At 68.3% G+C, this 26108-nt stretch carries 21 protein-coding genes; 20 read left to right on the forward strand and 1 reads right to left on the reverse strand.

Annotated elements, in window-relative coordinates; translation table 11 throughout:
* Positions 1-5: 5 nt before the first annotated feature.
* On the forward strand, positions 6-1058 hold the full coding sequence (locus AC3WQM_RS13050) for a CobW family GTP-binding protein (RefSeq protein ID WP_307695610.1): 1053 nt from the start codon (positions 6-8) through the stop codon (positions 1056-1058).
* 72 nt (positions 1059-1130) lie between these two features.
* Here AC3WQM_RS13050 and AC3WQM_RS13055 read toward each other — a convergent pair whose 3' ends face one another.
* The gene (locus tag AC3WQM_RS13055; protein ID WP_492679221.1) at positions 1131-2660 is read right to left on the reverse strand and encodes a YdgA family protein; all 1530 of its coding nucleotides are present in this window, start codon (positions 2658-2660) and stop codon (positions 1131-1133) included.
* Positions 2661-3332: 672 nt separating this feature from the next.
* Here AC3WQM_RS13055 and dksA point away from each other — a divergent pair.
* The 19 genes from dksA (at position 3333) to ftsZ (ending at position 26095) form a co-directional block, all read left to right on the forward strand.
* Positions 3333-3998 (forward strand): RNA polymerase-binding protein DksA, encoded by a 666-nt coding sequence (gene dksA, locus AC3WQM_RS13060; RefSeq protein ID WP_489059348.1) that lies wholly within the window; start codon positions 3333-3335, stop codon positions 3996-3998.
* A gap of 83 nt (positions 3999-4081) precedes the next feature.
* Positions 4082-5695 carry an STAS domain-containing protein gene (locus AC3WQM_RS13065; protein WP_492679223.1) on the forward strand — a complete coding sequence of 538 codons (1614 nt, stop codon included), beginning with the start codon at positions 4082-4084 and terminating at the stop codon, positions 5693-5695.
* Between the two features lie 105 nt (positions 5696-5800).
* Positions 5801-6346, forward strand: coding sequence for an ATP-dependent protease subunit HslV (gene hslV / locus AC3WQM_RS13070; protein ID WP_042578379.1), 546 nt, complete (start codon positions 5801-5803; stop codon positions 6344-6346).
* A gap of 2 nt (positions 6347-6348) precedes the next feature.
* Positions 6349-7677: an ATP-dependent protease ATPase subunit HslU gene (hslU, locus tag AC3WQM_RS13075; protein WP_492679225.1), complete on the forward strand. Its 1329-nt coding sequence runs from the start codon at positions 6349-6351 to the stop codon at positions 7675-7677.
* 273 nt (positions 7678-7950) lie between these two features.
* Positions 7951-8379 (forward strand): division/cell wall cluster transcriptional repressor MraZ, encoded by a 429-nt coding sequence (gene mraZ / locus AC3WQM_RS13080; RefSeq protein WP_056576192.1) that lies wholly within the window; start codon positions 7951-7953, stop codon positions 8377-8379.
* Between the two features lie 8 nt (positions 8380-8387).
* Complete coding sequence (gene rsmH / locus AC3WQM_RS13085; protein ID WP_062474238.1) at positions 8388-9311, forward strand: 16S rRNA (cytosine(1402)-N(4))-methyltransferase RsmH; 924 nt, start codon at positions 8388-8390, stop codon at positions 9309-9311.
* A 2-nt stretch (positions 9312-9313) separates the two neighbouring features.
* Positions 9314-9658, forward strand: coding sequence for a cell division protein FtsL (ftsL, locus tag AC3WQM_RS13090; RefSeq protein WP_489059342.1), 345 nt, complete (start codon positions 9314-9316; stop codon positions 9656-9658).
* Positions 9655-11409 (forward strand): peptidoglycan D,D-transpeptidase FtsI family protein, encoded by a 1755-nt coding sequence (locus tag AC3WQM_RS13095; protein ID WP_492679227.1) that lies wholly within the window; start codon positions 9655-9657, stop codon positions 11407-11409. Before ftsL ends, AC3WQM_RS13095 begins: the two co-directional genes overlap by 4 nt.
* Position 11410: 1 nt before the next feature.
* On the forward strand, positions 11411-12967 hold the full coding sequence (locus AC3WQM_RS13100) for a UDP-N-acetylmuramoyl-L-alanyl-D-glutamate--2,6-diaminopimelate ligase (RefSeq protein ID WP_492679229.1): 1557 nt from the start codon (positions 11411-11413) through the stop codon (positions 12965-12967).
* Between the two features lie 5 nt (positions 12968-12972).
* Positions 12973-14412 (forward strand): UDP-N-acetylmuramoyl-tripeptide--D-alanyl-D-alanine ligase, encoded by a 1440-nt coding sequence (locus AC3WQM_RS13105; RefSeq protein WP_492679790.1) that lies wholly within the window; start codon positions 12973-12975, stop codon positions 14410-14412.
* A gap of 15 nt (positions 14413-14427) precedes the next feature.
* On the forward strand, positions 14428-15606 hold the full coding sequence (gene mraY / locus AC3WQM_RS13110) for a phospho-N-acetylmuramoyl-pentapeptide-transferase (protein WP_099795073.1): 1179 nt from the start codon (positions 14428-14430) through the stop codon (positions 15604-15606).
* 10 nt (positions 15607-15616) lie between these two features.
* Positions 15617-17881, forward strand: coding sequence for a UDP-N-acetylmuramoyl-L-alanine--D-glutamate ligase (gene murD, locus AC3WQM_RS13115; protein WP_492679231.1), 2265 nt, complete (start codon positions 15617-15619; stop codon positions 17879-17881).
* Positions 17878-19179: a putative lipid II flippase FtsW gene (gene ftsW, locus AC3WQM_RS13120; protein WP_492679233.1), complete on the forward strand. Its 1302-nt coding sequence runs from the start codon at positions 17878-17880 to the stop codon at positions 19177-19179. Before murD ends, ftsW begins: the two co-directional genes overlap by 4 nt.
* Positions 19176-20240, forward strand: coding sequence for an undecaprenyldiphospho-muramoylpentapeptide beta-N-acetylglucosaminyltransferase (gene murG / locus AC3WQM_RS13125; RefSeq protein ID WP_492679235.1), 1065 nt, complete (start codon positions 19176-19178; stop codon positions 20238-20240). Before ftsW ends, murG begins: the two co-directional genes overlap by 4 nt.
* The gene (gene murC / locus AC3WQM_RS13130) at positions 20237-21700 is read left to right on the forward strand and encodes a UDP-N-acetylmuramate--L-alanine ligase (RefSeq protein WP_492679237.1); all 1464 of its coding nucleotides are present in this window, start codon (positions 20237-20239) and stop codon (positions 21698-21700) included. The genes murG and murC overlap by 4 nt, the downstream gene beginning before the upstream one ends.
* On the forward strand, positions 21697-22668 hold the full coding sequence (locus AC3WQM_RS13135; protein ID WP_139703002.1) for a D-alanine--D-alanine ligase: 972 nt from the start codon (positions 21697-21699) through the stop codon (positions 22666-22668). Before murC ends, AC3WQM_RS13135 begins: the two co-directional genes overlap by 4 nt.
* A 3-nt stretch (positions 22669-22671) precedes the next feature.
* Positions 22672-23460, forward strand: a complete 789-nt coding sequence (locus AC3WQM_RS13140) for a cell division protein FtsQ/DivIB (RefSeq protein WP_062474220.1) — start codon at positions 22672-22674, stop codon at positions 23458-23460.
* A 20-nt stretch (positions 23461-23480) separates the two neighbouring features.
* Complete coding sequence (gene ftsA / locus AC3WQM_RS13145) at positions 23481-24710, forward strand: cell division protein FtsA (RefSeq protein ID WP_056575685.1); 1230 nt, start codon at positions 23481-23483, stop codon at positions 24708-24710.
* 170 nt (positions 24711-24880) lie between these two features.
* Positions 24881-26095 carry a cell division protein FtsZ gene (ftsZ, locus tag AC3WQM_RS13150; protein ID WP_062474218.1) on the forward strand — a complete coding sequence of 405 codons (1215 nt, stop codon included), beginning with the start codon at positions 24881-24883 and terminating at the stop codon, positions 26093-26095.
* Positions 26096-26108 lie beyond the last annotated feature (13 nt).

Below are 26108 nucleotides of genomic sequence, written 5' to 3' on the forward strand. Positions count from 1 at the left end.
TTTCCATGGCCCTCATTCCCGCGACCATCCTGACCGGCTTTCTCGGCTCGGGCAAAACCACGCTGCTCAAGCGCATCCTGACCGAGGCCCATGGCCAGAAGATCGCGGTCATCGAGAACGAGTTCGGCGAAGAGAACATCGACAGCGACATCCTCGTGACCGAGTCGAAGGAGCAGATCGTGCAGATGAGCAACGGCTGCGTCTGCTGCACCATCCGCGAAGACCTGCGCGAGGCGCTGCAACTGCTGGCCGCCAAGAAGCGCCAGGGCCTGCTCGACTTCGACCGCGTGGTGATCGAGACCACCGGCCTGGCCGACCCCGGCCCGGTGGCCCAGACCTTCTTCATGGACGACGAGATCGCCGAGAGCTACCTGCTCGACTCGATCCTCACGCTGGTCGACGCCAAGCATGCGCCCCAGCAGCTCAACGACCGCCAGGAAGCGCGCCGCCAGGTGGGCTTTGCCGACCAGATCTTCATCAGCAAGAGCGAGCTGGTGTCGGCCGAAGAGACCGATGCGCTCATTCACCGCCTGAAGCACATGAACCCGCGCGCGCCGCAGCAGAAGGCGCACTTCGGCGACGTGCCGCTGAAGGACATCTTCGACCTGCGCGGCTTCAACCTGAACGCCAAGCTGGACATCGATCCCGACTTCCTGAAGGAAGACGACCACGACCATCACGACCATGACCACGCGCATGGCGAGGCGTGCGACCACCCCTCGCACAAGCACGAGGGCCACGGCCACCATCACCACACGGACGACGACGTGAAGAGCTTCGTCTACAAGGCCGACCGGCCTTTCGATCCGGCCAAGCTCGAAGACTTCCTGGGCGCCATCGTGAACATCTACGGCCCGCGCATGCTGCGCTACAAGGGCGTGCTGAACATGAAGGGCACCGAGCGCAAGGTGATCTTCCAGGGCGTGCACCAGCTCATGGGCAGCGACCTGGGCCCGGAGTGGGGCAAGGACGAGGCGCGCCAGAGCCGCATGGTGTTCATCGGCATCGAGCTGCCGCGCGAGATCCTGGAGCAGGGGCTGGAGCAGTGCCTGGTCTGAGTACGCCCGCTTGAAACGAAAAAACGGCGCTGACCGAGAGGTCAGCGCCGTTTTTCATGGGGCAGACAACGGCTACTTGCCGAAATTCCCCATCGGCTTGCCCAGGAGCTTGAGCTGGCCTTCGCTGAACTCGACCTGGCTGACCACGTCGTCGCCCGCGCGCTTCACGTAGCCGTTCTGCTCGGCCTGTTCGATCAGGCCCGCGACCATTTCAGGCGGCGGCATCTGGCTGCTCTCGGCGCCGGTTTCGGCCAGCTTCTCGATCCACTTCACGGGCACGCGCGCATTGGCCTTGAGCACGCCGCGCTGGAGCACCAGCGCGTTGCCGGGCAGCTTCAGGTCTTCGTCGGTCACGCCGGCGAGGGCCACGGAGTAGCTGAGCTCGGCGCTCTGGCCACCGATTTCGACCAGCATGCGGTCGAGGCCGGCTTCGGGGCTGTGCTTGGCCATGGCCTTGAGGTCGGGCGCGAGCTGCTTGATCAGCGCCTGCATCGCGTCCTTCTGGCCCTTGCTGCGCTGGCCGCAACCGGCACCGTCGGTCGATTGCAGCCAGGCGTCGGCCAGCTTCTTGTAGCCGGCCGCCTGGATGCGGCGTGCGCTGCTGGCGATCTCGAACTTGTCGATGGTGGTCTCGTTGACCTTGCCCTTGCCCTTGAAGGCGCCTTCGGAGGCGTACAGGCCGTCCTTGATGGTGGCTTCGCCGGTCAGGTCGATGCTCTGCAGCAGCACCTTGATCGCCTTGGCGGGGGCGGCGCCCTCGCCGCCGGGGACCAGGCCCTTGGGCGCGTTCAGCTCGAAGCTGTCGAGACGGCCTTCGGACTTGCCGGTGGCCAGGAGCCAGCCGGCGCTGCCGTCCATGTCGGCCTTGGCGGTGAACTTGCCCATCTTGACCTGCACGCCCTTGGAGGCGGTGTTGACGTCCAGGCCGGGCATCGTCATGTCGTAGCGCAGGTGGGTGCGAGCCGCGTTCATGTCCAGGCGGGCCTGTGCGCCTTGCCAGGCGAATTCGCCCTTGCCTTCTTCGGCCAGCTTCGCGGGCGCGACCGTGAGGTCGCTGGTGAAGCCGCCGCCGAAGCCGACCTTGGTGTGCGCGGTCAGCGGCTTGGCCTTGCCGAACAGCTTTTCGGCCTCGGCCTGTGCCTTGGCGTCGAGCACCAGCTCGCTGTCGATGACGGCCGCGGCCAGCGTGGCGCCGGCGATCGGGCCGTGGCGGATGGTGTCGCGGAAGGTGATGCGCACGGGCTTGGGCGGGGTGGCCACGGCGTCGCTGTCGTCTTCGCTCGGCTCTTCTTCCTCGCCTTCGGTCGTGGCCTGGGCGACGTCGGCCGTGGCTGCGGCCGGCGCGGCGGCGGGGGCCGATGCGGCAGGGGCGGTGGCGGCTTCGGCCGGGCAGCCCAGCTCGAGCGTCACCGTGCTCACGGCGCCGAAGAAGTTGCGCTCGTAGCTGCGCTCGATCACGCGCACCAGCGCGGTCTGCTTCGGCAGTTCGCCGAGCGCGACGTCATAGCTCGATTTGATCTGCGTGCCGGCCCACCAGGTGCTGCCGCCGTAGGCGACGGCGATGGCCGCGGCCAGGACTCCCAATACTGCTTTTTTGCTCAAGATTTCTTTCCGATCAGTTGTATTTGAATGGCGGGTGCGGCGCCTCCCGGAGGGCACACCGTGCCTGCGCCGCCTCCTCCGGTGGCGCCGCGCGATGCTACCGGAGCAGGGCAGTGCGGTACCCAATGGCGCTGCGTTTCGAGTTCTCTATACAATCGCGCGCCTGTTCCGGGAGCCATGCTTCGTCCACAGGGGCGAGATATGACTTACGGCACGGGGCGCCAAGGGTTTTTGGCGGGCTTTCGGGGGTATAACCCCGGGGTTCGCCCACCTGCGGACGCCCCCCGACACGTGGAGCCCGCGCGGCCTGACACCCGCAACGACTCCCTTGGGAGGAGACACCCAGTGAAAGCGCGTTCCAGTTCGTACAAGGAGCCAGTCACCGTGAAGAAACCCGCCGTCAAGGCCACGCCAGCCACCAAGCCCGCCGCAAAGAAGGCGCCGGCTGCGAAGGCTGTACCCGCGGCGAAGAAGGTTTCCGCCACCGCTGCTGCTGCACCTGCCGCGAAAGAGAAAAGCGCTGCCAAAAAGCCTGCGGCAACCCCGGCCAAGACCGGGACCGCGGCTGCCAAGAAGTCCGCCAAGCCCGCAACGAAATCCGCGGGCGCGGCGCCTACGTCATCCCAACCGGTCGGCCGTCCTGCGGCCACCCTTTCTGCTCCCCCGACCCCCATGAAAAAAACGGCTGCCGCCTCTTCTTCCGCCCCGGCGACACCCTCGATCCCCGCTACGCCCGCTCCCGCCGCGCGTGGTGGCCGCGTGTCCCGGCTGTCGCAACTCACCGTGCCCTCGATGCCGCAATCCGTGGCCTCGACCGCCGCCAAATCCAGCTTCTCGCAGGCACCTTCCACCGCGCTGGTGCCGCCGCCGCCCCTGGCCGTCAAGAAGGACCCGAAGCTGGCCAACAACTGGAAGACCAAGACGCCCGCCGAGATGAGCGACGCCGAGGTCATCGCGATGCCCGACGACGAGTACATGAACGACAAGCAGATGGCGTTCTTCCGTCTGAAGCTCGAAGAACTCAAGCGCGGCATCCTCGAGAACGCCGGTGAAACCACCGAGCACCTGCGCGAAGACACCGTGGTCGTGCCCGACCCGGCCGACCGCGCCACCATCGAGGAAGAGCACGCGCTCGAACTGCGCACGCGCGACCGCGAACGCAAGCTGCTCAAGAAGATCGAGCAGTCGATCCAGCGCATCGACGCCGGCGACTACGGCTACTGCGACGAGACCGGCGAGCCCATCGGCGTCGGCCGCCTGCTGGCCCGCCCGACCGCCACGCTCTCGCTCGAAGCGCAGCAGCGCCGCGAGCTGAAGCAGAAAATGTTCGGGGATTAACAGCAGCAAGGTAGAGCGAAATTCGCGCTTTCGATAACCTTCTCTGAATGCCAAAGGAAGAGTCAGGCCGCCTTTTTTCGAAGGTGGCCAAGTTCGTTCGAAATCCCCTGAAAGACTGGTCGGAGCTGGACACCCCGTCCTCCGACTCGTCGCTGCCCGAGCAGACCTACAGCCGCGAGATGCTGAAGGAAATGATCGAGCGGCGCCAGCGCAACGACTTCGTGCGCCGCCGCGAGTTCGACATGCTGCGCAAGCTGCGCCAACGCGAGGCGGCGGCCCATGCCTTCGAGGCCACGGTCACGCCGTCGTCGTTCAACCTCAACAGCACCTCCGAAAAGCCCGAGGGCCGCGCACTCACGCTCAAGAAGATCGACGAGATCGAAGAGCAGATGTCGCAGCAGTGGTGGAAGGGCCGCGGGCCGAACGGCGAGACGCTGGTCAATCCGCCGCCGGACGCGGGCGCTGAAACGCTGCCGCCGGTCGACAGTGGCGGCGACCAGCTGCCAGCCGAGCCGGCCGCTTCCGCACCCGTGGCCACAGCGCCGCCGATTGCTGCTGCAGCAGCTGCCCCCGCGCCGCAGCCGTCCCGGCTCGCGCACGATGGCGCGCTCGAAGAAGCAGTGATCCGCTTCGCGCACGGCGACGACACCGGCGCCGAAGCCATCCTGCTGCAGGCGCTCGCCGCCGAAGGCGCGCCCGCCACCGAAGACGGCGCCGCCGCCGCCACGCTGGAGCGCGACGACGCCCGTTGGCGCGCGCTGTTCGACCTGTACCGCGCCACCGGCGACGCCGCCAAGTTCGCGGCTGCCCGCATGCGCTATGCGCAGCGCATGAAGCGCATGGGCCCCGACTGGGTCTCGCTCGACGAGCTTGCCCGCAGCGTGAAGGCCGTCACCGCCAGCGAGGACGCCGAAGCGGCCTCCGACACGACCGGCGCCGCCGACTGGGCCAGCCCCGCACACCTGACGCGCGAAGGGCTCATGGCGCTCACGCGCGCGCTCTCGCAGGCCGGCATGGTCTGGACGCTCGACTGGCGCGCGCTCACCGAGATCGATCCGCCGGCCGCCGCGCCGCTGCGCATCCTGTTCGCGCACTGGTCCGATTCGCCGGTGCAGCTGCGCTTCTTCGGCGCTTCGCAGCTCATGACCGTGCTGGCCGCGGCCACGCCCAACAACGAGCGCCATCCCGACGACGCCTGGTGGCAGCTGCGCCTCGCGGCGCTGCGCATGATGCACCTGCCCGACGACTTCGAGCTGGTGGCGCTCAACTACTGCATCACCTACGAGGTGTCGCCGCCGTCCTGGCAGGACCCGAAGGGCGAGTGCACCTCGCTGGCCGCGCCGCCGGCGAGCCGGCCGAGTTCGGTGTGGTCGCTGCTGTCGGTCGGGGGCGATTCCGAGAGCTTCCCGTCCACCGACAGCGGCTTTGCCGCGCTGGCGGGCGACCTGCGCGGCGACTCGCTGTCGTGCTGGCAGCGCCTGGACCACGACCTGCGCCACACGACGGCGCCGGTCATCTCGTGCGCGGCCCTGCTGCGCATGGACCTGACGGCGGCCGGCACGCTGCTGAGCTGGGTCCGTGAGCGCGATGCGAATGGCGAACGGGTGCAGTTCGTCGACGCCCATCGGCTGATCGCTGCGCTGTTCGGGCTGATCGGCATCACGGACCACGCCACGGTCGCCGTCCGCAAGAACTGACCCGCCCAAAGGGGCGTCCGCGGCCCCTGCGCGGCCGTGTTTTCCGCCAGCAGCTTGTCCGACCACAGGGGTTGCATTGCCTTGGCCCACCCCCAGATGGCTGCGATGGAACAGTTTCACGGCACCACCATCGTGAGCGTGCGCCGCAAGACCCCCCAAGGCGATCAGGTCGCCATCGGCGGGGACGGGCAGGTCACTCTCGGCAACATCGTCATCAAGGGCACGGCGCGCAAGGTGCGCCGGCTCTATCACGGCAAGGTCCTGGCGGGGTTCGCCGGCGCCACGGCCGATGCCTTCACGCTCTTCGAGCGGTTCGAGGCCAAGCTCGAGAAGCACCAGGGTCACCTGACCCGCGCAGCGGTCGAGCTCACCAAGGACTGGCGCACCGACCGCGTGCTGCGCAAGCTCGAGGCCATGCTGGCCGTGGCCGACGCCACGACTTCGCTCATCATCACCGGCAATGGCGACGTGTTGGAGCCTGAAGACGGCGTGATCGCCATCGGTTCGGGCGGTGCCTACGCCCAGTCGGCGGCCAAGGCGCTGATCGACAACACCGACCTCTCGGCCGAGCAGATCGTGCGCAAATCGCTGGCGATCGCCGGAGAAATCTGCATTTACACGAACATGAACCACACGGTGGAAGCGCTCTGACCATGTCCATGACACCCCAGGAAATCGTCTCCGAGCTCGACAACCACATCGTCGGCCAGCCCGCCGCCAAGCGCGCCGTGGCCATTGCGCTGCGCAACCGCTGGCGCCGCCAGAAGGTCGACGACTCGCTGCGCCACGAGATCACGCCCAAGAACATCCTCATGATCGGCCCGACGGGCGTCGGCAAGACCGAAATCGCGCGCCGCCTGGCCCGCCTGGCCGACGCGCCGTTCATCAAGGTCGAGGCCACCAAGTTCACCGAGGTGGGCTACGTGGGCAAGGACGTCGACTCGATCATTCGCGACCTCGCCGAGATCGCCGTCAAGCAGACGCGCGAATCCGCAAGCGTGAAGGTGCGCGCCCGTGCCGAAGACGCGGCCGAGGAGCGCATCCTCGACGCGCTGCTGCCCCCGGCGCGCGGCGCCGACGGCGCCGCGCCCGCACTCGACAGCCCCAACCCGACGCGCCAGGCCTTCCGCAAGAAGCTGCGCGAGCACCAGCTCGACGACAAGGAGATCGAGCTCGACCTCGCCGAAACGCGTGCGCCGCTGGAGATCATGGGCCCGGCCGGCATGGAGGAAATGACCGAGCAACTGCGCGGCATGTTCGGCCAGCTCGGTGGCGGCAAGCGCAAGACGCGCAAGCTCAAGATCGCCGAGGCGATGCGCCTCTTGATCGACGAAGAGGCCGCCAAGCTGGTCAACGAGGACGAGATCCGCACGCAGGCCATTGCCAATGCCGAGCAGAACGGCATCGTGTTCATCGACGAGATCGACAAGGTCGCCACGCGCAGCGACGCGCAAGGCTCCGACGTCTCGCGCCAGGGCGTGCAGCGCGACCTGCTGCCGCTCGTGGAAGGCACGGCCGTGTCCACCAAGTACGGCGTAGTGCGCACCGACCACATGCTGTTCATCGCGAGCGGCGCCTTCCACCTGAGCAAGCCGAGCGACCTCATTCCCGAGCTGCAAGGGCGCTTTCCGATCCGCGTCGAGCTGCAGTCGCTCTCGGTGTCGGACTTCGAGAGCATCCTCACGCAGACCCGCGCGTCGCTCGTGAAGCAGTACCAGGCGCTGCTGGCCACCGAAGGCGTGACGCTCGACTTCGCGCCCGACGGCATCACGCGGCTGGCGGCCATCGCCTTCGAGGTGAACGAGCGCACCGAGAACATCGGCGCACGCCGCCTCTCGACCGTGATGGAGCGCCTGCTCGATGAGGTAAGCTTCGATGCCACCCGCATCGAGGGCCAGACGGTCCGCATCGATGCCGCTTATGTCGACGAGCGCCTCGCGGCACTAAGTCACGACGAAGACCTTTCGCGCTTCATCCTCTGAAGCCGCCTCCCTCGGCCCCTGTAACGGGGTCGTCCTTCACGCATCACTTTCACTGCGTGAGCTAAGTACTTCATTTTCAACACAATTCGCCGATTTCCAGCTTTGGAAATCGGCGCTAAGTCGTTGATTCCATTACAAAAAATACCCCCGAGCCCCAGTTGCGTCGCAAGTGTTTCCTGCTACAGTGGAAAAAAGTGCAGTTAAGTGGGAAAAAGTGCGGGCAGCGCCCCTTCCGGGTGTCTCGGCACCTCCCACCACAGGGGTTTCGTGGTCGTGTTTCAAGGCGCTTCATCGCTCAGTCTGGATGCCAAGGGGCGGCTCTCCGTGCCGACCCGGCATCGCGACGTCCTGAGCGCCACGGCAGGCGGCCAGCTCACGATCACCAAGCATCCGCACGGATGCCTGATGGTGTTCCCCCGTCCCGAATGGGAAAAATTCCGCGAACGCATTGCTGCGCTGCCGATGTCGGCGCAGTGGTGGAAGCGCGTCTTCCTCGGTAACGCGATGGACGTCGAGATGGACGGCACCGGCCGCGTGCTGGTGTCGCCCGAGCTGCGCGCCGCCACCGGCATCAACCGCGAGACGCTGCTGCTGGGGATGGGCAACCACTTCGAACTCTGGGACAAGGCCACCTACGAGGCCAAGGAGGCCGAGGCCACCCAGGGCGAGATGCCGGATGTGTTTCAGGACTTCGCGTTCTGAGGAGCCCCGTGAACACCCCCCTGACCCACACGACCGTCTTGTTGAACGAGGCGGTGGAAGCCCTTCTTTCCGGCAGCGCGGCAGCCACGGGCACGTACGTGGACGCCACCTTCGGCCGCGGAGGACATGCGCGCGCCATCCTCGCGCGGCTGGCGCCGGAAGGCAGGCTCATCGCATTCGACAAGGATGCAGAAGCGGTGGCCGAAGCAGCGCGCATCTCGGATGCGCGTTTTTCTATCCGCCACCAGGGATTCCGCTCGCTGGGCGAATTGCCCGACGCCAGCGTCAACGGCTTGCTGATGGACCTGGGCGTGAGTTCGCCGCAGATCGACAACCCGGTGCGCGGCTTCAGTTTCCGTTTCGACGGTCCGCTCGACATGCGCATGGACACCACGCGCGGCGAGAGCGTGGCCGAATGGCTGGCAACGGCCGAACTTCAACAAATTGCAGAGGTGATCCGTGACTATGGCGAAGAACGGTTTGCTGTTCAGATTGCAAAGGCGATTGTTGCTCGCAGACAAGAACGGGGCGCAATTTCAACCACCACCGAACTGGCCGAGCTCGTGGCTGGCACGGTCAAAACCCGCGAGCAGGGCCAGAACCCTGCAACGCGCACATTTCAGGCTTTTCGGATTTTCATCAACGCCGAGCTTGAGGAGCTGCAACAAGCGCTAGAAGCCAGCCTGTCGGTGCTCGCGCCCGGCGGCCGGCTCGCGGTGATCAGCTTCCATTCGCTCGAAGACCGCATCGTCAAGCAGTTCATCGCCAAGCACTCGAAGGAGGTCTACGACCGCCGCGCGCCCTTCGCCGCGCCCAAGGTGATGAAGCTGCACGCGCTCGAGCGCATCAAGCCGTCCGAAGAAGAAGTGCGCGGCAACCCGCGCTCGCGCAGCGCCATCCTTCGGGTGGCCGAACGCACGGAGGCCGGGTAGCCATGGCGCGGATCAACCTGCTCCTTCTGCTGGCCGTCATTGCGACGGCTTTGTACCTTGTGCACACCCAGTACCAGTCGCGCCAGCTCTACACGGAGTTCGACCGCGCCCAGCAGGAGACGCGCAAGCTCGAAACCGAGCATGACCGCCTGCAGGTGGAAAAGCGCGCGCAGGCCACGCCGCTGCGCGTGGAGAAGCTCGCCAAAGAGCAGCTGCAGATGCGCACGGCCTCGCCGGCCATCACGCAGTACGTGCGCCCCGACGGCTCGGTGATCCCGGCCATCGCACCGCTGCCGCCCACCACGCCGCCCAAGCCCGGCGCCGCCACCGCGAGGCCTGCCCGATGAGCCGCGGCAACCGCAGCGTGCGCTACACCACCAGCCCCTTGCTCGCGAGCAAGACGCCGGTGTGGCGCAGCAAGTTCATCGTCGCCGGCATCGCCTTCGGCTTCGTCATGCTGGCGGGGCGGGCCGCGTACGTGCAGGTCTTCAACAACAGCTTCTTCCAGCGCCAGGGCGAAGTGCGCTTTGCGCGCACGCTGGAGCTGCCGGCCAACCGCGGCCGCATCCTCGATCGCAACGGGCTCATCCTCGCCTCCAGCGTGGTGGCGCCCAGCATCTGGGCCATTCCCGAAGACGTGGAGCGCGACGACCCCGAGGTGCGCGCCAAGCTCAAGCAGGTGGCCAAGCTGCTCGGCATGCCGCAGAAGGACTTCGACAAGAAGCTCGAAGACGAAGACAAGACCTTCGTCTGGATCAAGCGCCAGGTCGACGAGCCCATCGCCAAGCAGATCGCCGCGCTCAACCTCAAGGGCATCTACCAGCGCAAGGAATACAAGCGCCAGTACCCCGAGGGCGAGGCCGCGGCGCACGTGGTGGGCTTCACCAACGTGGAAGACAACGGCCAGGAAGGCATCGAGCTGGGGTTCAACAAGGAGCTGGCCGGCAAGGCCGGCTCGCGCCGCGTCATCAAGGACCGGCTGGGCCGCGTGGTCGAGGGCGTGGGCGAGCAGGTGCCGCCGGTCGAAGGCCGCGACATCCAGCTCAGCATCGACAGCAAGGTGCAGTTCTTCGCCTACCAGAAGCTGCGCGACGCCGTGACGGCGCGCCGTGCCAAGGCCGGCAGCGTGGTGGTGCTCGACAGCACCACCGGCGAGGTGCTGGCGCTGGCCAACTACCCGAGCTACGTGCCCGACAAGCGCCAGAACCTCACGGGCGAGCAGCTGCGCAACCGCGCGCTCACCGACACCTTCGAGCCCGGCTCGACCATGAAGCCCATCACCGTGGCGATGGCGCTGGAGGCCGGCCGCGTGAAGCCCTCGACCATCATCGACACCGCGCCCGGGCGTTACCAGCTCGGCGGCTTCACCATCAGCGACACCCACAACTACGGCTCGCTGACGGTCGAGGGCGTGATCCAGAAGTCGAGCAACGTGGGCGCGCTCAAGATCGCCCAGAAGATGACGCCCCACGAGATGTGGGACACCTACACCGCGCTGGGCTACGGCCAGAAGCCGCAGATCCAGTTTCCCGGCGCCGTGACGGGCCGGCTGCGCCCGTGGAAGACCTGGAAGCCGGTCGAGCAGGCGACCATGGCCTACGGCTACGGCCTGTCGGCGTCGCTGTTCCAGATGGCGCATTCGTACACCTCGTTCGCGCACGACGGCTCGCTCATTCCGGTCACTATCCTGAAGAACGCCGAGCCGCCGGTCGGCGTGCGCGTGTTCTCGCCGTCCAACGCGCTCGCCGTGCGCAAGATGCTGCAGATGGCCGCCGGCCCGGGCGGCACCGGCACGCGCGCGCAAACCGTGGGCTACTCGGTCGGCGGCAAGTCGGGCACGGCCCACAAGCAGGTCGGCAAGGGTTACGCCAGCAACAAGTACCGCGCCTGGTTCACCGGCATGGCGCCCATCGAGAAGCCGCGCATCATCGTCGCGGTGATGATCGACGAGCCGACCGACGGCCAGTATTTCGGCGGCCTCGCCGCGGCGCCGGTGTTCAGCGAAGTCGTGCAGCAGACCCTGCGCATGATGAACGTCCCGCCCGATCTGGCGGTCAAACCCCTCGTGCAGACGCAAGACGTCCCCGAGAGCTTCTGACATGCTGACACTCACTTCCCCCACCACCGCCGCGTTCTGGCTCAAGGAGCGCGTGCAGGGCGCGCTGCTCGCCGACAGCCGTGCGGTCGGCCCGGGCGATGCCTTCATCGCCTGGCCCGGCGCCGCGACCGACGGCCGCCAGCACGTGGCGGCTGCACTGGCGCAGGGCGCCGTGGCCTGCCTGGTCGAGCACGAGGGCGTGGACGCCTTCGGTTTCGACGGCGACGAGCGCATCGTGAGCTACCCCGGCCTCAAGGCCGCCACCGGCCCGATCGCCGCCGCCTTCTACGACAACCCCTCGGCGCAGCTCGACCTGCTGGCCGTGACCGGCACCAACGGCAAGACCTCCACCGCGTGGTGGCTGGCCGAATCGCTGTCCACGCTGCGCGCGGCCGGCGGCGTGCGCGCCATGCGACCCGACGGCACCACCGAGCGCGGCGCCCCGTCGCCCTGCGCCGTGGTCGGCACCCTGGGCATCGGCGTGCCGCCCGCGCTCACCTACACCGGCCTGACCACGCCCGACCCCGTGATGCTGCAGCGCGCGCTGCGCGACTTCGTCACCGAGGGCTTCGGCGCCTGCGCGATCGAGGCCTCGTCGATCGGCATCGCCGAGCGCCGGCTCGACGGCTGCCGCATCGCGGTCGCCGTGTTCACCAATTTCACGCAGGACCACCTCGACTACCACGGCAGCATGGACGCCTACTGGCAGGCCAAGGCCGAGCTGTTCCGCTGGCCCGGCCTGCGCGCCGCGGTGATCAACATCGACGACATGCACGGCGCCAGCCTGTGCGCCAACCTGCTCGACGCCGGCATCGGCGCGCTCGACGTCTGGACCGTCTCGGCCGCCGGCAAGCCCGCGCGGCTGGTGGCACGTGACATCGGCTACGACGCGCAGGGCCTGCAGTTCACCGTGGCCGAGCACGGCAGCACGGCGCCGGCCGAGCGGCTCGCCACCGGGCTGATCGGCCAGTACAACGTCGCCAACCTGCTCGGCGTGCTCGGCACCCTGCGCGCGCTGGGCCTCACGCTCGCACAGGCCGTGGCCGCCTGCGCCCACCTCAGCAGCGTGCCGGGCCGCATGGACCGCGTGCAGCCGACCGACGGTGCACCGCTGGCCGTGGTCGACTACGCCCACACGCCCGACGCCCTCGACAAGGCCCTCGCCGGCCTGCGCCCGCTGGCCAAGCAACGCGGCGGTGCGCTCTGGTGCGTGTTCGGCTGCGGCGGCAACCGCGACCCGATCAAGCGCCCGCTTATGGCGGCCGTCGCCGAACGGCAGGCCGACCACGTCGTGCTCACCAGCGACAACCCGCGCAACGAGAACCCCGACGCCATCATCAGCCAGGCGCTGCGCGGCTTCACGCGCGTCGAGGCGGCGCGCGTGCAGGTCGACCGCGCGCGCGCCATCGCCGAAACCATCGCCCAGGCGGCACCCCAAGACGTGGTGCTGATCGCCGGCAAGGGCCACGAAGAGTGGCAGGAGATCGCCGGCCAGCGCCTGCCGTTCTCCGACAAGACCCACGCGCTCGACGCGCTCGCGAAGCGGGGTGCCGCATGACCGCCATGGCCACGCCCGTCTCGACACCGCTCAACCTCACGCTGGCACAGGCGCAGCAATGGGTGCCGGGGTCGCGCCTCGTGGGCGACCCGGCCACCATGATCGCGCGCGTCCACACCGACACCCGCACCCTGGCCGCCGGCGACCTGTTCGTCGCGCTCAAGGGCGAGCGCTTCGACGCCAACGACTTCCTGGCCGACGCGAAGAAGCAGGGCGCCGTGGCCGCCATTGCGCACGGCGGCCTCGAAGCCGCGGGCCTTGCCGGCCTCGAGGTGTCCGACTCGCTCATCGCGCTCGGTGCGCTGGGCGCCGGCTGGCGCGCGCAGTTCCAGCTGCCGCTGATCGCCGTCACCGGCAGCAACGGCAAGACCACGGTCACGCAGATGATCGCGGCCGTGCTCGCGGCTTTCCGCGCCGACCGCGCGCTGGCCACGGCCGGCAACTTCAACAACGAGATCGGCGTGCCGCTCACGCTGATGCGCCTGCGCGCGCAGCACCAGCTGGCGGTGCTCGAACTCGGCATGAACCACCCGGGCGAGATCGCGCGGCTGGCCGCCATGTCGCGCCCGACCATCGCGCTGGTCAACAACGCGCAGCGCGAGCACCAGGAGTTCATGGCCAGCGTCGAGGCGGTCGCCATCGAGAACGCCGCCGTGTTCGCCGAACTGCCCGACGACGGCACCGCCGTGTTCCCCTACGGCGACACCTTCACCTCGCTGTGGACCGACCTGGCACGCCAGAGCGGTTCGCGCCGCTGCCTGACCTTCGGCGAGCACGCCGACGCCGACATTTCGCTCGACAGCGCCGAATGGCAGCAGGGCGCCTGGCGCGTTCGTGTGCGCACGCCGCTGGGTGCCTTCGATGCGCGCCTGCACATCGCGGGCCGCCACAACGTGGGCAACGCGCTCGCCGCCACCGCCTGCGCGCTGGCCGCCGGCGTGTCGCTCGACACCATCGCCGCGGGCCTGTCGGCCTTCGAGCCGGTCAAGGGCCGTTCGCGCGCCAGCGAGATCGTGCTGCCCGGCGGGCACGCGCTCACGCTGGTCGACGACAGCTACAACGCCAACCCCGACTCGGTGATTGCCGCCATCGACGTGCTCACCGGCCTGCCCGCGCCACGCCTGCTGGTGCTCGGCGAGATGGGCGAGGTCGGCGACCGCTCGCCGGAGTTCCACGCCGAGGTCGGCGCCTGGGCGCGCCAGCGCGGCCTCGACGCCGTCTACACGCTGGGCGGCGAGACCGTGCACGCGGCGACGGCTTTCAACAACAACGATGGTGTCGATGGACGCCATTTCGACGATTTCGACACGCTCCGCGCGGCCGTGCTCGCCCGCCTGCCGCAGCTGGGCAGCGTGCTGGTCAAGGGGTCGCGCTTCATGAAGATGGAGCGCGTGGTGCAGGCGATCGAAGCACAACAACAAAAGGAGGCCGGCCATGACGCATGAGCCGCGCAACACACCATGCTGATGTCCCTGGCCCAATGGCTGCAGACGCTGTCGCCCGAGTTCGGGTTCTTGCGCGTTTTCAACTACCTCACGTTCCGCGCGCTGATGGCCGCGCTGACCGCGCTCGTGGTCGGCCTGGTGGCCGGCCCCTATGTGATTCGTCGCCTCGCCGCACTCAAGATCGGCCAGCCGATCCGCGGCTACGGCATGGAAACGCACCTGACCAAGAGCGGCACGCCCACCATGGGCGGCGTGCTGGTGCTGTTCGCCATCGCCTTCGCCACCTTGCTGTGGTTCGACATCTCGAACCGCTTCGTGTGGATCGTGCTGTGGGTGACGATGGGCTTCGGCGCCATCGGCTGGGTCGACGACTGGCGCAAGGTGGTGCGCAAGGACCCCGAAGGCATGCGCTCGCGCGAGAAGTATTTCTGGCAATCGCTGGTCGGCCTGCTCGCGGGCTTCTACCTGCTGTTCAGCATTTCCGAGAGCTCCAACTGGCGCGTGCTCGAGCTGTTCTACGCCTGGGTGCGCTCGGGCTTCGACCTCGACTTTCCGCCCAAGATCAACCTGCTGGTGCCCTTCTTCAAGGAAGTGAGCTACCCGCTGGGCGGCATCGGCTTCGTCATCCTCACGTACCTCGTGATCGTGGGCGCGAGCAACGCCGTGAACCTCACGGATGGCCTCGATGGCCTGGCGATCATGCCGGTGGTGATGGTGGGCTCGGCGCTGGGCGTGTTCGCCTACGTCACGGGCAGCGCGGTGTACTCCAAGTACCTGCTGTTCCCCAACATCCCGGGTTCGGGCGAGCTGCTGGTGTTCTGCTCGGCGATGGCCGGTGCGGGGCTGGCCTTTCTCTGGTTCAACACCCATCCGGCGCAGGTCTTCATGGGCGACGTGGGTGCGCTGGCGCTGGGCGGCGCGCTGGGCACCATCGCAGTCATCGTGCGCCAGGAGATCGTGTTCTTCATCATGGGCGGCATCTTCGTGGTCGAGGCGATCTCGGTGATGGCACAGGTCATGTACTTCAAGTACACGAAGAAGCGCTATGGCGAAGGCCGTCGCGTGCTCAAGATGGCGCCGCTGCACCACCACTTCGAGAAGAGCGGCTGGCGCGAGACGCAGGTCGTCGTGCGCTTCTGGATCATCACGATGCTGCTGTGCCTCATCGGCCTGTCGACGCTGAAGCTGCGGTAACCACACAACCATGCGGCACCTGAAAGACCTCCCCGTTCTCATCCTCGGCCTCGGCGCGTCCGGGCTGGCGATGGCGCGCTGGTGCGCGCGCCACGGCGCGGTCGTGACCGTGGCCGACACGCGCGAGGCGCCGGCTTCGCTGGCGACGCTGCAGGCCGAGCTGCCCGATGTCTCGTTCATCGGCGGGCCGTTCACGGCCGCGCTGGTCGAAGGCACGCCGATCCGCGCGGTGTACCGCTCGCCGGGCCTGTCGCCCGCGACGCAGGCGCCGGTCGTCGATGCCGCCAAGGCAGTGGGCCTCGTGGTCGGCGGTGAGCTGGACCTGTTCGCGCGTGCGCTGCTCGACCTGCGGACGGTCGAGGTGCCGGTGGTGGAGGCCGAAGCTGACGTGCCGGCTGAAACCGCCGCCGCCGAACCTGTCGTTGAAACGCCTGCTCAGGCCGAGCTGGCCTTGAGCGAAGAAGCGCCTGTGGCGGATGCTGTGGTGGTCGAGACGCCGGAAGTGCCTGCGCCGGAGGCTGCTGCGGTTGTCGAAGGCGAGCCCGAAGCGGCTGCGCCCGTCGACGCTGTTGAGGCGACCGAGGCCGCTGCACCCACGGAGGCCGTGGTCGCCGAGCCGACCGAAGCCGCACTGCCAATCGATGCGACTGCCGCAGAAGCCGAACCCGTCGAACCGACCGAAGCCGCCGAACCCACGCCGCCCGCCATGGCCGAAGCCATGCCGCGCGATGCATCGCTGAGCGTCCCGGTGACGCCGCCGACCGAAGACGTCGTCGCCGAAGACGCCGCCACGGAAGACGGCGCAGCACCGGCCGCCACCGGCGACGCACCCGATGCGCCGCCCGCACCCGCGTCCGCCGCCAGCCTCTCCCGGCTCCCGCCCCCCGGCAAGCCCTACGTGCCCACCGCGGCGCGCGAAGCCGCCGCGTTCGTCGCCACGATCGCCGAGCTGTCTGCCACCAACCCGGCGTCGGCCGCGGTCGAGGAAGACACGCCCCAGATGGTGCTCGTGCCCGAGCCCGAACCCGAAGCGCCCAAGGGTTACACACCGGCCGTGCTCGCGGTCACCGGCACCAACGGCAAGACCACCGTCACCTCGCTCACCGGCCAGCTGGTCGAGCGCGCGGGCAAGACCGTGGCCGTGGCCGGCAACATCGGCCCCACGCTGCTCGACACGCTGGCCGCGCACATCGACGCCGACACGCTGCCCGAGGTGTGGGTGCTCGAACTCTCGAGCTTCCAACTCGACGGCGTGCAGGGCTTCGAGCCCACGGCCGCGACCGTGCTCAACCTCACGCAGGACCACCTCGACTGGCATGGCGACATGCCGGCGTATGCCGCTGCCAAGGCGCGCATCTTTGGCGCCAAGGGTCTGTTGATCCTGAACCGCGACGACGCGGGCGTGATGGCCATGCTGCCGCCGCCCGTCCGCGTGAAGCTGCAGCGTCCGCAGATCCGCGCCCACGTCACCTTCGGCGGTGCGATGCCGCTGCGTCCCGGCGACTACGGCATCGAGCGCATCAACGGCGTGGCCTGGCTGGTGCGCGCGCTGGAAGCCGACGAAACGCAGAAGCGCAAGCGCGGCGCGGTGGTCGAAGAAGAAATCTTCTTCCAGCGCCTCATGCCCGCCGACGCACTGCGCATCCGCGGCCGACACAACGCCATGAACGCCCTGGCCGCGCTCGCGCTCGCCAGCGCCGCCGACTGCCCGCTGGGCCCGATGCTCTACGGCCTGCGCGAGTACCGCGGCGAGCCGCACCGCGTCGAGCCGATCGCCATCGTGGACGAGGTCGAGTTCTTCGACGACAGCAAGGGCACCAACGTCGGCGCCACCGTGGCTGCATTGAGCGGCCTCGGCGAGGAGCGCCGCGTGGTCGTGATCCTCGGCGGCGAAGGCAAGGGCCAGGACTTCGAGCCGCTGGCCGACCCCGTGCGCCAGTACGCGCGCGCCGTCGTGCTCATCGGCCGCGACGCCCCGCTGATCGAGGCTGCGCTGGCCTCCACCGGCGTGTCGCTGAAGCACGCGGGCTCGATGGAAGAAGCCGTGAAGCTCGCCGCCGCACGCGCCCACCCCGGCGATGCCGTGCTGCTGTCACCGGCCTGTGCGAGCTTCGACATGTTCAAGGACTACGCGCACCGCGCCGAGGTGTTCTGCGAGGCCGTCGAGGCCTACGCCGACAGCCCGCGCGAGGCCGTGGGTGGCGACGACGCGGTGGTGTCGTACGCCCCGCAAGCTTCGCTGTCCACCGCCGGATCGATGGAGGACCCGATTTGAACTCCGCAGCCCCGGGCGCCACACAGGAAACCCGCACCGGCAGCCGTTTCGGCGGCTGGTTCCGGCGCGCCCGCAGCGGCATGGATTCGCTGCCCGTGCACCTGCCCGTGCGGCTGGGCGGCGCCGGCATCGCGCAGACCAAGGCCACGCCGATGCGCGTGCTGGGTTTCGACCAGGCGCTGGTCTGGGTCACGGTCGCGCTGATGACCTGGGGCCTGATCATGGTGTATTCGGCCTCGATCGCGCTGCCCGACAACCCGCGCTTCGCACGCGCCGGCTACAGCGCCTCGTACTTCCTCACGCGGCACGCGGCTTCGCTGGTCATCGCCTTCATCGCCGCGTTGCTGACCTTCCAGGTCCCCATGAAGACCTGGGAGCGCGTCGCGCCCTGGCTCTTCGTGGCTTCGCTGCTGCTGCTGGTGGCGGTGCTCATTCCGCACATCGGCATCAACGTGAACGGCGCGCGCCGCTGGCTGCCGATGGGCTTCATGCGCTTCCAGCCGTCGGAGCTGGCCAAATTCGCGATGGTGCTCTATGCCGCCAGCTACATGGTGCGCAAGATGGAGATCAAGGAACGCTTCTTCCGCGCCGTGCTGCCGATGGGCATCGCGGTGGTGGTGGTCGGCATGCTGGTGATGGCCGAGCCCGACATGGGCGCCTTCATGGTGATCGCCGTGATCGCCATGGGCATCCTGTTCCTGGGCGGCGTGAACGCGCGCATGTTCTTCGTGATCGCGACGCTGGTGGTGGTGGCCTTCGGCTCCATCGTGGCGAGCAGCCCGTGGCGTCGCGAGCGCATCTTTGCGTACCTCGATCCGTGGAGCGAAGAGCACGCACTGGGCAAGGGCTACCAGCTGTCGCACTCGCTGATCGCCATCGGCCGCGGCGAGGTCTTCGGCGTGGGCCTGGGCGGCAGCGTCGAGAAGCTGCATTGGCTGCCCGAAGCGCACACCGACTTCTTGCTGGCCGTGATTGGCGAAGAGTTCGGCCTGGTCGGCGTGCTGCTGATCATCGGCATGTTCCTCTGGCTCACGCGCCGGATCATGCACATCGGCCGCCAGGCGATCGCGCTCGACCGCGTGTTCTCGGGCCTCGTGGCGCAGGGCGTGGGCGTGTGGATGGGCTTCCAGGCCTTCATCAACATGGGCGTGAACCTGGGCGCACTGCCGACCAAGGGCCTGACGTTGCCGCTGATGAGCTTCGGCGGCTCGGCGATTTTGATGAACCTCGTGGCGTTGGCGGTCGTGCTGCGCATCGACTATGAGAACCGTGTGCTGATGCGGGGAGGTCGCGTATGACCGGCCGTACGGCACTCGTCATGGCCGGCGGCACAGGCGGCCACATCTTCCCGGGTCTCGCGGTGGCCGAGGCCCTGCGCGAGCGCGGCTGGCGCGTGCACTGGCTGGGCGCGCCCGGCAGCATGGAAGAAAAACTCGTGCCCCCGCGCGGCTTCGCCTTCGAGCCGGTGCAGTTCGGCGGCGTGCGTGGCAAGGGTCCGCTCACCTTGTTCCTGCTGCCGCTGAAGCTGCTGCGTGCCTTCTGGCAGAGCCTGGCCGTGGTGCGCCGCGTGAAGCCCGACGTGCTGGTGGGCCTGGGCGGCTACATCACCTTCCCGGGCGGGATGATGGGCGTGCTGATGGGCAAGCCGCTGGTGCTGCACGAGCAGAACTCGGTGGCCGGCCTCGCCAACAAGGTGCTGGCGGGCGTGGCCGACCGCGTGTTCACGGCCTTCCCGAACGTGCTGAAGAAGGCACAGTGGGTGGGCAATCCGCTGCGCGCGGCGTTCACGTCGCAGCCGGCACCGGCCGAGCGTTTCGCGGGCCGCACGGGACCGCTCAAATTGCTGGTGGTCGGCGGCAGCCTGGGCGCGCGTGCGCTCAACACCGTCGTGCCGCAGGCGCTGGCACGCATCGCGCCCGACGCGCGTCCGCAGGTGCTGCACCAGAGCGGCGCCAAGCAGATCGACGAGCTGCGCGCCAACTATGCGGCGGCCGGCGTCGAGGGCGAACTCACGCCTTTCATCGACGACACCGCGCAGGCGTACGCCGAGGCCGACCTCATCGTCGCGCGCGCGGGCGCCAGCACCGTCACCGAAATCGCGGCCGTCGGCGCAGCAGCGCTGTTCGTGCCTTTCCCCTCGGCGGTCGACGACCACCAGACCACCAACGCGCGCTTCCTCGTGGACGCGGGCGGCGGCTGGCTGGTGCAACAGACCGACCTCACCCCTGAATTGCTGGCTGATTTGCTACAGAAAACCGAACGCGCGACCTTGATCGACCGGGCCACCAAGGCCAAGACTCTGCAGAAGACCGAAGCAGTGGACGCGGTCGTCCGCGCCTGCGAGGAGCTTGCGAAATGAAGCACGCGATCCGTCACATCCACTTCGTCGGCGTCGGCGGCTCCGGCATGAGCGGCATCGCCGAGGTGCTGCTGAACCTGGGCTACAGGATCACCGGCTCCGACCTGTCCGACAGCGCCACGCTGCGCCGCCTCGCGGGCCTGGGCATCGGCACCTTCGTGGGCCATGCCGCCGCGCACATCGACGGCGCGGACGCGGTCGTCACCTCCACCGCCGTGCAGTCGGACAACCCCGAGGTGCTGGCCGCGCGTGAGAAGCGCATTCCGGTCGTGCCGCGCGCGCTGATGCTCGCGGAGTTGATGCGCCTGAAGCAGGGCATCGCCATTGCCGGCACGCACGGCAAGACCACCACCACCAGCCTGGCCGCGAGCGTGCTCGAGGCCGCCGGGCTCGACCCGACCTTCGTGATCGGCGGGCGCCTGAACAGCGCCGGCGCCAACGCGCAGCTGGGCAGCGGCGACTACATCGTGGTCGAGGCCGACGAGTCGGACGCCTCGTTCCTGAACCTGCTGCCCGTGATGGCGGTGGTCACGAACATCGACGCCGACCACATGGAGACCTACGGGCACGACTTCGCGAAGCTGAAGAAAGCCTTCGTCGATTTCCTGCACCGCATGCCGTTCTACGGCGTGGCCATTCTCTGCACCGACGATCCGGCGGTGCGCGAGATCGTGGCCGACGTGACCTGCCCGGTCACCAGCTACGGCTTCGGCGAGGACGCCCAGGTGCGCGCCATCGGCGTGCGCGCCGTCGGCGGCCAGATGCATTTCACCGCGCAGCGCCGCAACGGCGTGACGCTGCCCGACCTGCCCATCGTGCTGAACCTGCCGGGCGAGCACAACGTGCGCAACGCGCTGTCGGTGATCGCCATGGCGGTCGAGCTCGGCATTGCCGACGAAGCGGTGCAACGCGGCCTCGCCGGCTTCAAGGGCGTGGGCCGCCGCTTCCAGAGCTACGGCGACGTGGCCGTGCCGAACGACACGGTCGGCGGCACCTTCACCGTCATCGACGACTACGGGCATCACCCGGTCGAGATGGCGGCCACCATCGCGGCCGCGCGCGGCGCCTTCCCGGGCCGCCGGCTGGTGCTGGCCTTCCAGCCGCACCGCTACACCCGCACGCGCGACTGCTTCGAGGACTTCGTGAAGGTCATCGGCACGGCCGATTCGGTCTTGCTGGGCGAGGTCTATGCCGCGGGCGAAGCGCCCATCGTGGCCGCCGACGGCCGCACGCTGGCGCGCGCGCTGCGCGTGGCCGGCAAGGTCGAGCCGGTGTTCGTGGACGACATCGTCGCCATGCCGCAGGCCATCCTGGACAACGCCCGCGCGGACGACGTGGTGCTGTGCATGGGCGCGGGCTCCATCGGCGCGGTGCCGGGCAAGGTGGTCGAACTCGGCACGCCGCCCGCACCCTCATCAACAACTTCAGAGCGCACTGCGCGCAAGGGGAGGGCCGCGTGAGCCTTCAGGATCCACAACTTTTCGGCAAGGTGGCCGTGCTGTTCGGCGGCAGTTCCGCCGAACGCGAGGTGTCGCTGATGTCCGGCGCCGGCGTGCTGCAGGCCCTGCGTTCGCGCGGCGTCGACGCGCATGCCTTCGACCCGTCGGAGCGCGAACTCACCGACCTGAAGCGCGAAGGCTTCGCGCGCTGCTTCGTCGCGCTGCATGGTCGCCACGGCGAAGACGGCACCGTGCAGGGCGCGCTCGAGCTGCTCGGCATTCCCTACACCGGCTCGGGCGTGATGGCCTCGAGCGTGGCCATGGACAAGGTCATGACCAAGCGCATCTGGCAGGCCGACGGCCTGCCCACGCCCAAGTACGTGCGCCTGGCCTTCGACCAGCAAAGCCGCGAGCAGATCATGGTGGTGCCCGACGTGCTCGGCCTGCCGCTGATCGTGAAGCCGCCGCGCGAGGGCTCGTCCATCGGCGTGACCAAGGTCGAGGGCTATTCGCAGATGCAGGACGCCGTGGCGCTGTCGGCGAAGTTCGACGCCGACGTGCTGTGCGAGGAGTTCATCGACGGCGAGGAAGTCACCTGCGCCGTGCTCGGCCAGGGCCTGGACGCGCGCGCGCTGCCGGTGGTACGCATCGCCGCGCCCGAGGGCGCCTACGACTACCAGAACAAGTACTTCACCGACGACGTGAAATACCAGTGCCCGAGCGGCCTGCCCGAAGCCGAGGAACGCGAGATCCAGCGCATCACGCTGGCCGCATACCACACGCTCGGCTGCCGCGGCTGGGGCCGCGCCGACGTGATGATCCGCGCCAGCGACCGCAAGCCTTTCCTGCTCGAGATGAACACCTCGCCCGGCATGACCAGCCATTCGCTGGTGCCGATGTCGGCGCGCGCGGCGGGCATTCCCTACGAAGAGCTGTGCGTGCGCGTGCTGGCTTCGGCCGCACTCGATGCCAAGGGAGGCGCGAACTAAGCCATGGCCGACAGCATCCCCGCTCCCTTCGACGTCAAGCTGATGAACATCGTCGCGAACGTTGCGTTCGTGCTGGTGGCGCTCATGCTGCTGGCGGCGAGCGCGTGGTGGGTGCTGCGCCAGCCTTTCTTCCCGATCTCGGGCATCAAGGTGGACGGCGAGGTCACGCACAACAACGCGGTCACGCTGCGCGCCAACGTGGCGCCGCAGCTCAAGGGCAACTTCTTCACCATCGACCTGGCGCGTGCGCGCACCGCCTTCGAGACGGTGCCGTGGGTGCGCAGCGCGGTGGTGCGGCGCGAGTTCCCGAACAAGCTGCGCGTGACGCTCACCGAGCAGGTGCCGGTGGCGGTGTGGGGCGACGAGGCCGGCTCCAAGCTGATCAACGGTTTCGGCGACGTGTTCGAGGCCAACGTGGCCGAGGTCGATGCCGACCTGCCGCGTCTGGACGGCCCGATCGAGCAGGCCGGGCAGGTGCTGGGCATGTACCGCGTGCTCGCGCCGATGTTCGAGCCCTACGACTTCGACATCGCCGAGCTGCGGCTGTCCAGCCGCGGCAGCTGGAAGGTGCTGCTGGACAGCGGGGCCGAGATCGAGCTCGGCCGCGGCCAGAGCGACGAGGTGTCGGCGCGCCTGCAGCGGTTCCTGAAGACCGTGACGCAGGTCGCGGGCCAGTACCGCCGCACGGTGGCCGACGTCGAACGCGCCGATCTGCGCCACAACGACGCGTATGCCCTGCGGCTGCGCGGCGTCACCACGGTCTCGCCCGAGGCCCCAAGAAAAATCAAGTAGCGAATACCGAGGACATCTACATGCCCAAAGAATACAAAGACCTGGTCGTAGGCCTGGACATCGGAACCGCCAAGGTGATGGTGGTCGTGGCCGAGGTGCTGCAAGGCGGCGAGCTCAAGCTGGCCGGGCTGGGCATCGCGCCCAGCAACGGCCTCAAGCGCGGCGTCGTGGTGAACATCGACGCCACCGTGCAGAGCATCCAGCAGGCGCTGAAAGAAGCCGAGCTGATGGCCGACTGCAAGATCAGCCGCGTCTACACCGGTATCACCGGCAGCCACATCCGCGGCATCAATTCGAGCGGCATGGTGGCGGTGAAGGACAAGGAAGTCACGCCCGCCGACGTGGCCCGCGTGGTCGAGACGGCGCGCGCCATCAATATCTCGAGCGACCAGCGCCTGTTGCTGGTGGAGCCGCAGGAGTTCGTGATCGACGGCCAGGACGTGAAGGAGCCGATCGGCATGAGCGGCATGCGCCTGGAGGCCAAGGTGCACATCGTGACCGGCGCGCAGAGCGCGGCCGAGAACATCATCAAGTGCGTGCGCCGCTGCGGCCTGGAGGTCGACCAGCTGATGCTGAACCCGCTGGCCTCGAGCCAGGCGGTGCTCACCGAAGACGAGCGCGAACTGGGCGTGGTGCTGGTCGACATCGGCGCGGGCACCACCGACGTGGCGATCTTCACCAACGGCGCGATCCGCCACACGGCCGTGATCCCGATCGCGGGCGACCTCATCACGAGCGACATCGCGATGGCCCTGCGCACGCCCACCAAGGACGCGGAGGACATCAAGGTCGAGCACGGCTACGCCAAGCAGCTGCTGGCCGACCCTGAATCGCAGGTCGAAGTCCCCGGCCTTGGCGATCGCGGCCCGCGCATGTTGAGCAAGCAGGCGCTTGCCGGCGTGATCGAGCCGCGCATCGAAGAAATCTTCTCGCTGGTGCAGCAGGTGGTGCGCGAGTCGGGCTACGAGGAAGTGCTGTCGTCGGGCGTGGTGCTCACGGGCGGCAGCGCCGTCATGCCCGGCATGGTCGAGCTCGGTGAAGACATCTTCCTCAAGCCCGTGCGCCGCGGCATTCCGAAGTACTCGAGCGCGCTCTCGGACATGGTGGCGCAGCCGCGCGCGGCCACCGTGATGGGCCTGCTCGAGGAGGCACGTTTTGCACGCATGCGTGGCTTCAAGGTCGCACAGAAGAACGGGTCCGTAAAGACTGCGTTCGGACGTTTCAAGGACTTCATCGTGGGGAACTTCTGACCATGAACCACTCCCCACTCTGGCTCGCACGCGCGGGCCCTCCGCTGCATTTCAACGAGCGATGGCGACGCACCGGTCCACCATCGCGACGGCGATCCCGTTGATCACGTCACGGCAGAAGAAATATTCATAGACACATAACGGCAACTGCAATATTCAAGGAGTTAGAAATGACCATCGAAATGATCGAAGTCGAAGAATTCAACCAGGGCACGCAGATCAAGGTGATCGGTGTCGGCGGCGGCGGTGGCAATGCGGTCGCCCACATGATGGAGCGTGGTGTGCAAGGCGTGCAGTTCGTTTGCGCCAACACCGACGCGCAAGCCCTGCAACGCAGCAACGCGCACAAGAACATCCAGCTGGGCATCAGCGGCCTGGGCGCCGGCAGCAAGCCCGAGAAGGGCCGTGACGCGGCCGAAGCCGCAGTGGACGACATCCGCGCCGCCATCGACGGCGCGCACATGCTGTTCATCACGGCCGGCATGGGCGGCGGCACCGGCACCGGCGCCGCACCCGTGATCGCGCGCGTGGCCAAGGAAATGGGCATCCTCACCGTGGGTGTGGTGACCAAGCCCTTCGACTGGGAAGGCGGCCGTCGCATGACCAACGCCGACGCCGGCCTGGCCGAACTCGAAGCCAACGTCGACTCGCTGATCGTCGTGCTCAACGAGAAGCTGCTGGACGTGCTCGGTGAAGACATCACGCAAGACGAAGCCTTCGCGCACGCCAACGACGTGCTGAAGAACGCCGTGGGCGGCATCTCGGAAATCATCAACGAGTACGGCGGCGTGAACGTCGACTTCGAAGACGTGCGCACCGTGATGGGCGAACCCGGCAAGGCCATGATGGGCACCGCTGCCGCAGCAGGCCCGGACCGCGCGCGCATCGCCGCCGAACAGGCCGTGGCCTGCCCGCTGCTCGAAGGCATCGACCTCTCGGGCGCCAAGGGCGTGCTCGTGTTGGTGACGGCGTCGAAGGGTTCGCTGAAGCTGAACGAGTCGAAGCTCGCGATGAACACCATCCGCGCCTACGCCTCGCCGGACGCGCACGTGATCTACGGCGCCGCCTACGACGAAAGCCTGGGCGACCAGATGCGTGTCACGGTGGTGGCCACGGGTCTGTCGCGTGCCGATGCACGCCGCCAGGCCCCGACGCTCGAAGTGATCCGCACCGGCACCGACAACATCCCGTTCACCGTGCCGACGCTCGGCGGTGTGGGCCACGCGGGTGGTGGTTCGGGCAGCCAGCCCAACTACGACGGCATGGCCGTGCCCAGCGTGTGGCGCACCAACCGCACGATGGCCGCCGCCAAGGTCGACGCGCTGTCGTCGGGTGGCATGGACGACTTCGAAATCCCGGCTTTCCTGCGCCGTCAGGCCGACTGACCGCAGGCCACTG

The sequence above is a fragment of the Variovorax sp. FW301-JW7 genome (assembly GCF_058788795.1).

Coding starts and splice junctions, on each gene's coding strand:
- AC3WQM_RS13050 (WP_307695610.1), top strand. CDS start 6: ATGGCCCTCATTCCCGCGACCATCCTGACCGGCTTTCTCGGCTCGGGC.
- dksA (WP_489059348.1), top strand. CDS start 3,333: ATGAAAAAAACGGCTGCCGCCTCTTCTTCCGCCCCGGCGACACCCTCG.
- hslV (WP_042578379.1), top strand. CDS start 5,801: ATGGAACAGTTTCACGGCACCACCATCGTGAGCGTGCGCCGCAAGACC.
- hslU (WP_492679225.1), top strand. CDS start 6,349: ATGTCCATGACACCCCAGGAAATCGTCTCCGAGCTCGACAACCACATC.
- ftsL (WP_489059342.1), top strand. CDS start 9,314: ATGGCGCGGATCAACCTGCTCCTTCTGCTGGCCGTCATTGCGACGGCT.
- AC3WQM_RS13095 (WP_492679227.1), top strand. CDS start 9,655: ATGAGCCGCGGCAACCGCAGCGTGCGCTACACCACCAGCCCCTTGCTC.
- AC3WQM_RS13100 (WP_492679229.1), top strand. CDS start 11,411: ATGCTGACACTCACTTCCCCCACCACCGCCGCGTTCTGGCTCAAGGAG.
- AC3WQM_RS13105 (WP_492679790.1), top strand. CDS start 12,973: ATGGCCACGCCCGTCTCGACACCGCTCAACCTCACGCTGGCACAGGCG.
- mraY (WP_099795073.1), top strand. CDS start 14,428: ATGCTGATGTCCCTGGCCCAATGGCTGCAGACGCTGTCGCCCGAGTTC.
- murD (WP_492679231.1), top strand. CDS start 15,617: ATGCGGCACCTGAAAGACCTCCCCGTTCTCATCCTCGGCCTCGGCGCG.
- murG (WP_492679235.1), top strand. CDS start 19,176: ATGACCGGCCGTACGGCACTCGTCATGGCCGGCGGCACAGGCGGCCAC.
- murC (WP_492679237.1), top strand. CDS start 20,237: ATGAAGCACGCGATCCGTCACATCCACTTCGTCGGCGTCGGCGGCTCC.
- AC3WQM_RS13140 (WP_062474220.1), top strand. CDS start 22,672: ATGGCCGACAGCATCCCCGCTCCCTTCGACGTCAAGCTGATGAACATC.
- ftsA (WP_056575685.1), top strand. CDS start 23,481: ATGCCCAAAGAATACAAAGACCTGGTCGTAGGCCTGGACATCGGAACC.
- ftsZ (WP_062474218.1), top strand. CDS start 24,881: ATGACCATCGAAATGATCGAAGTCGAAGAATTCAACCAGGGCACGCAG.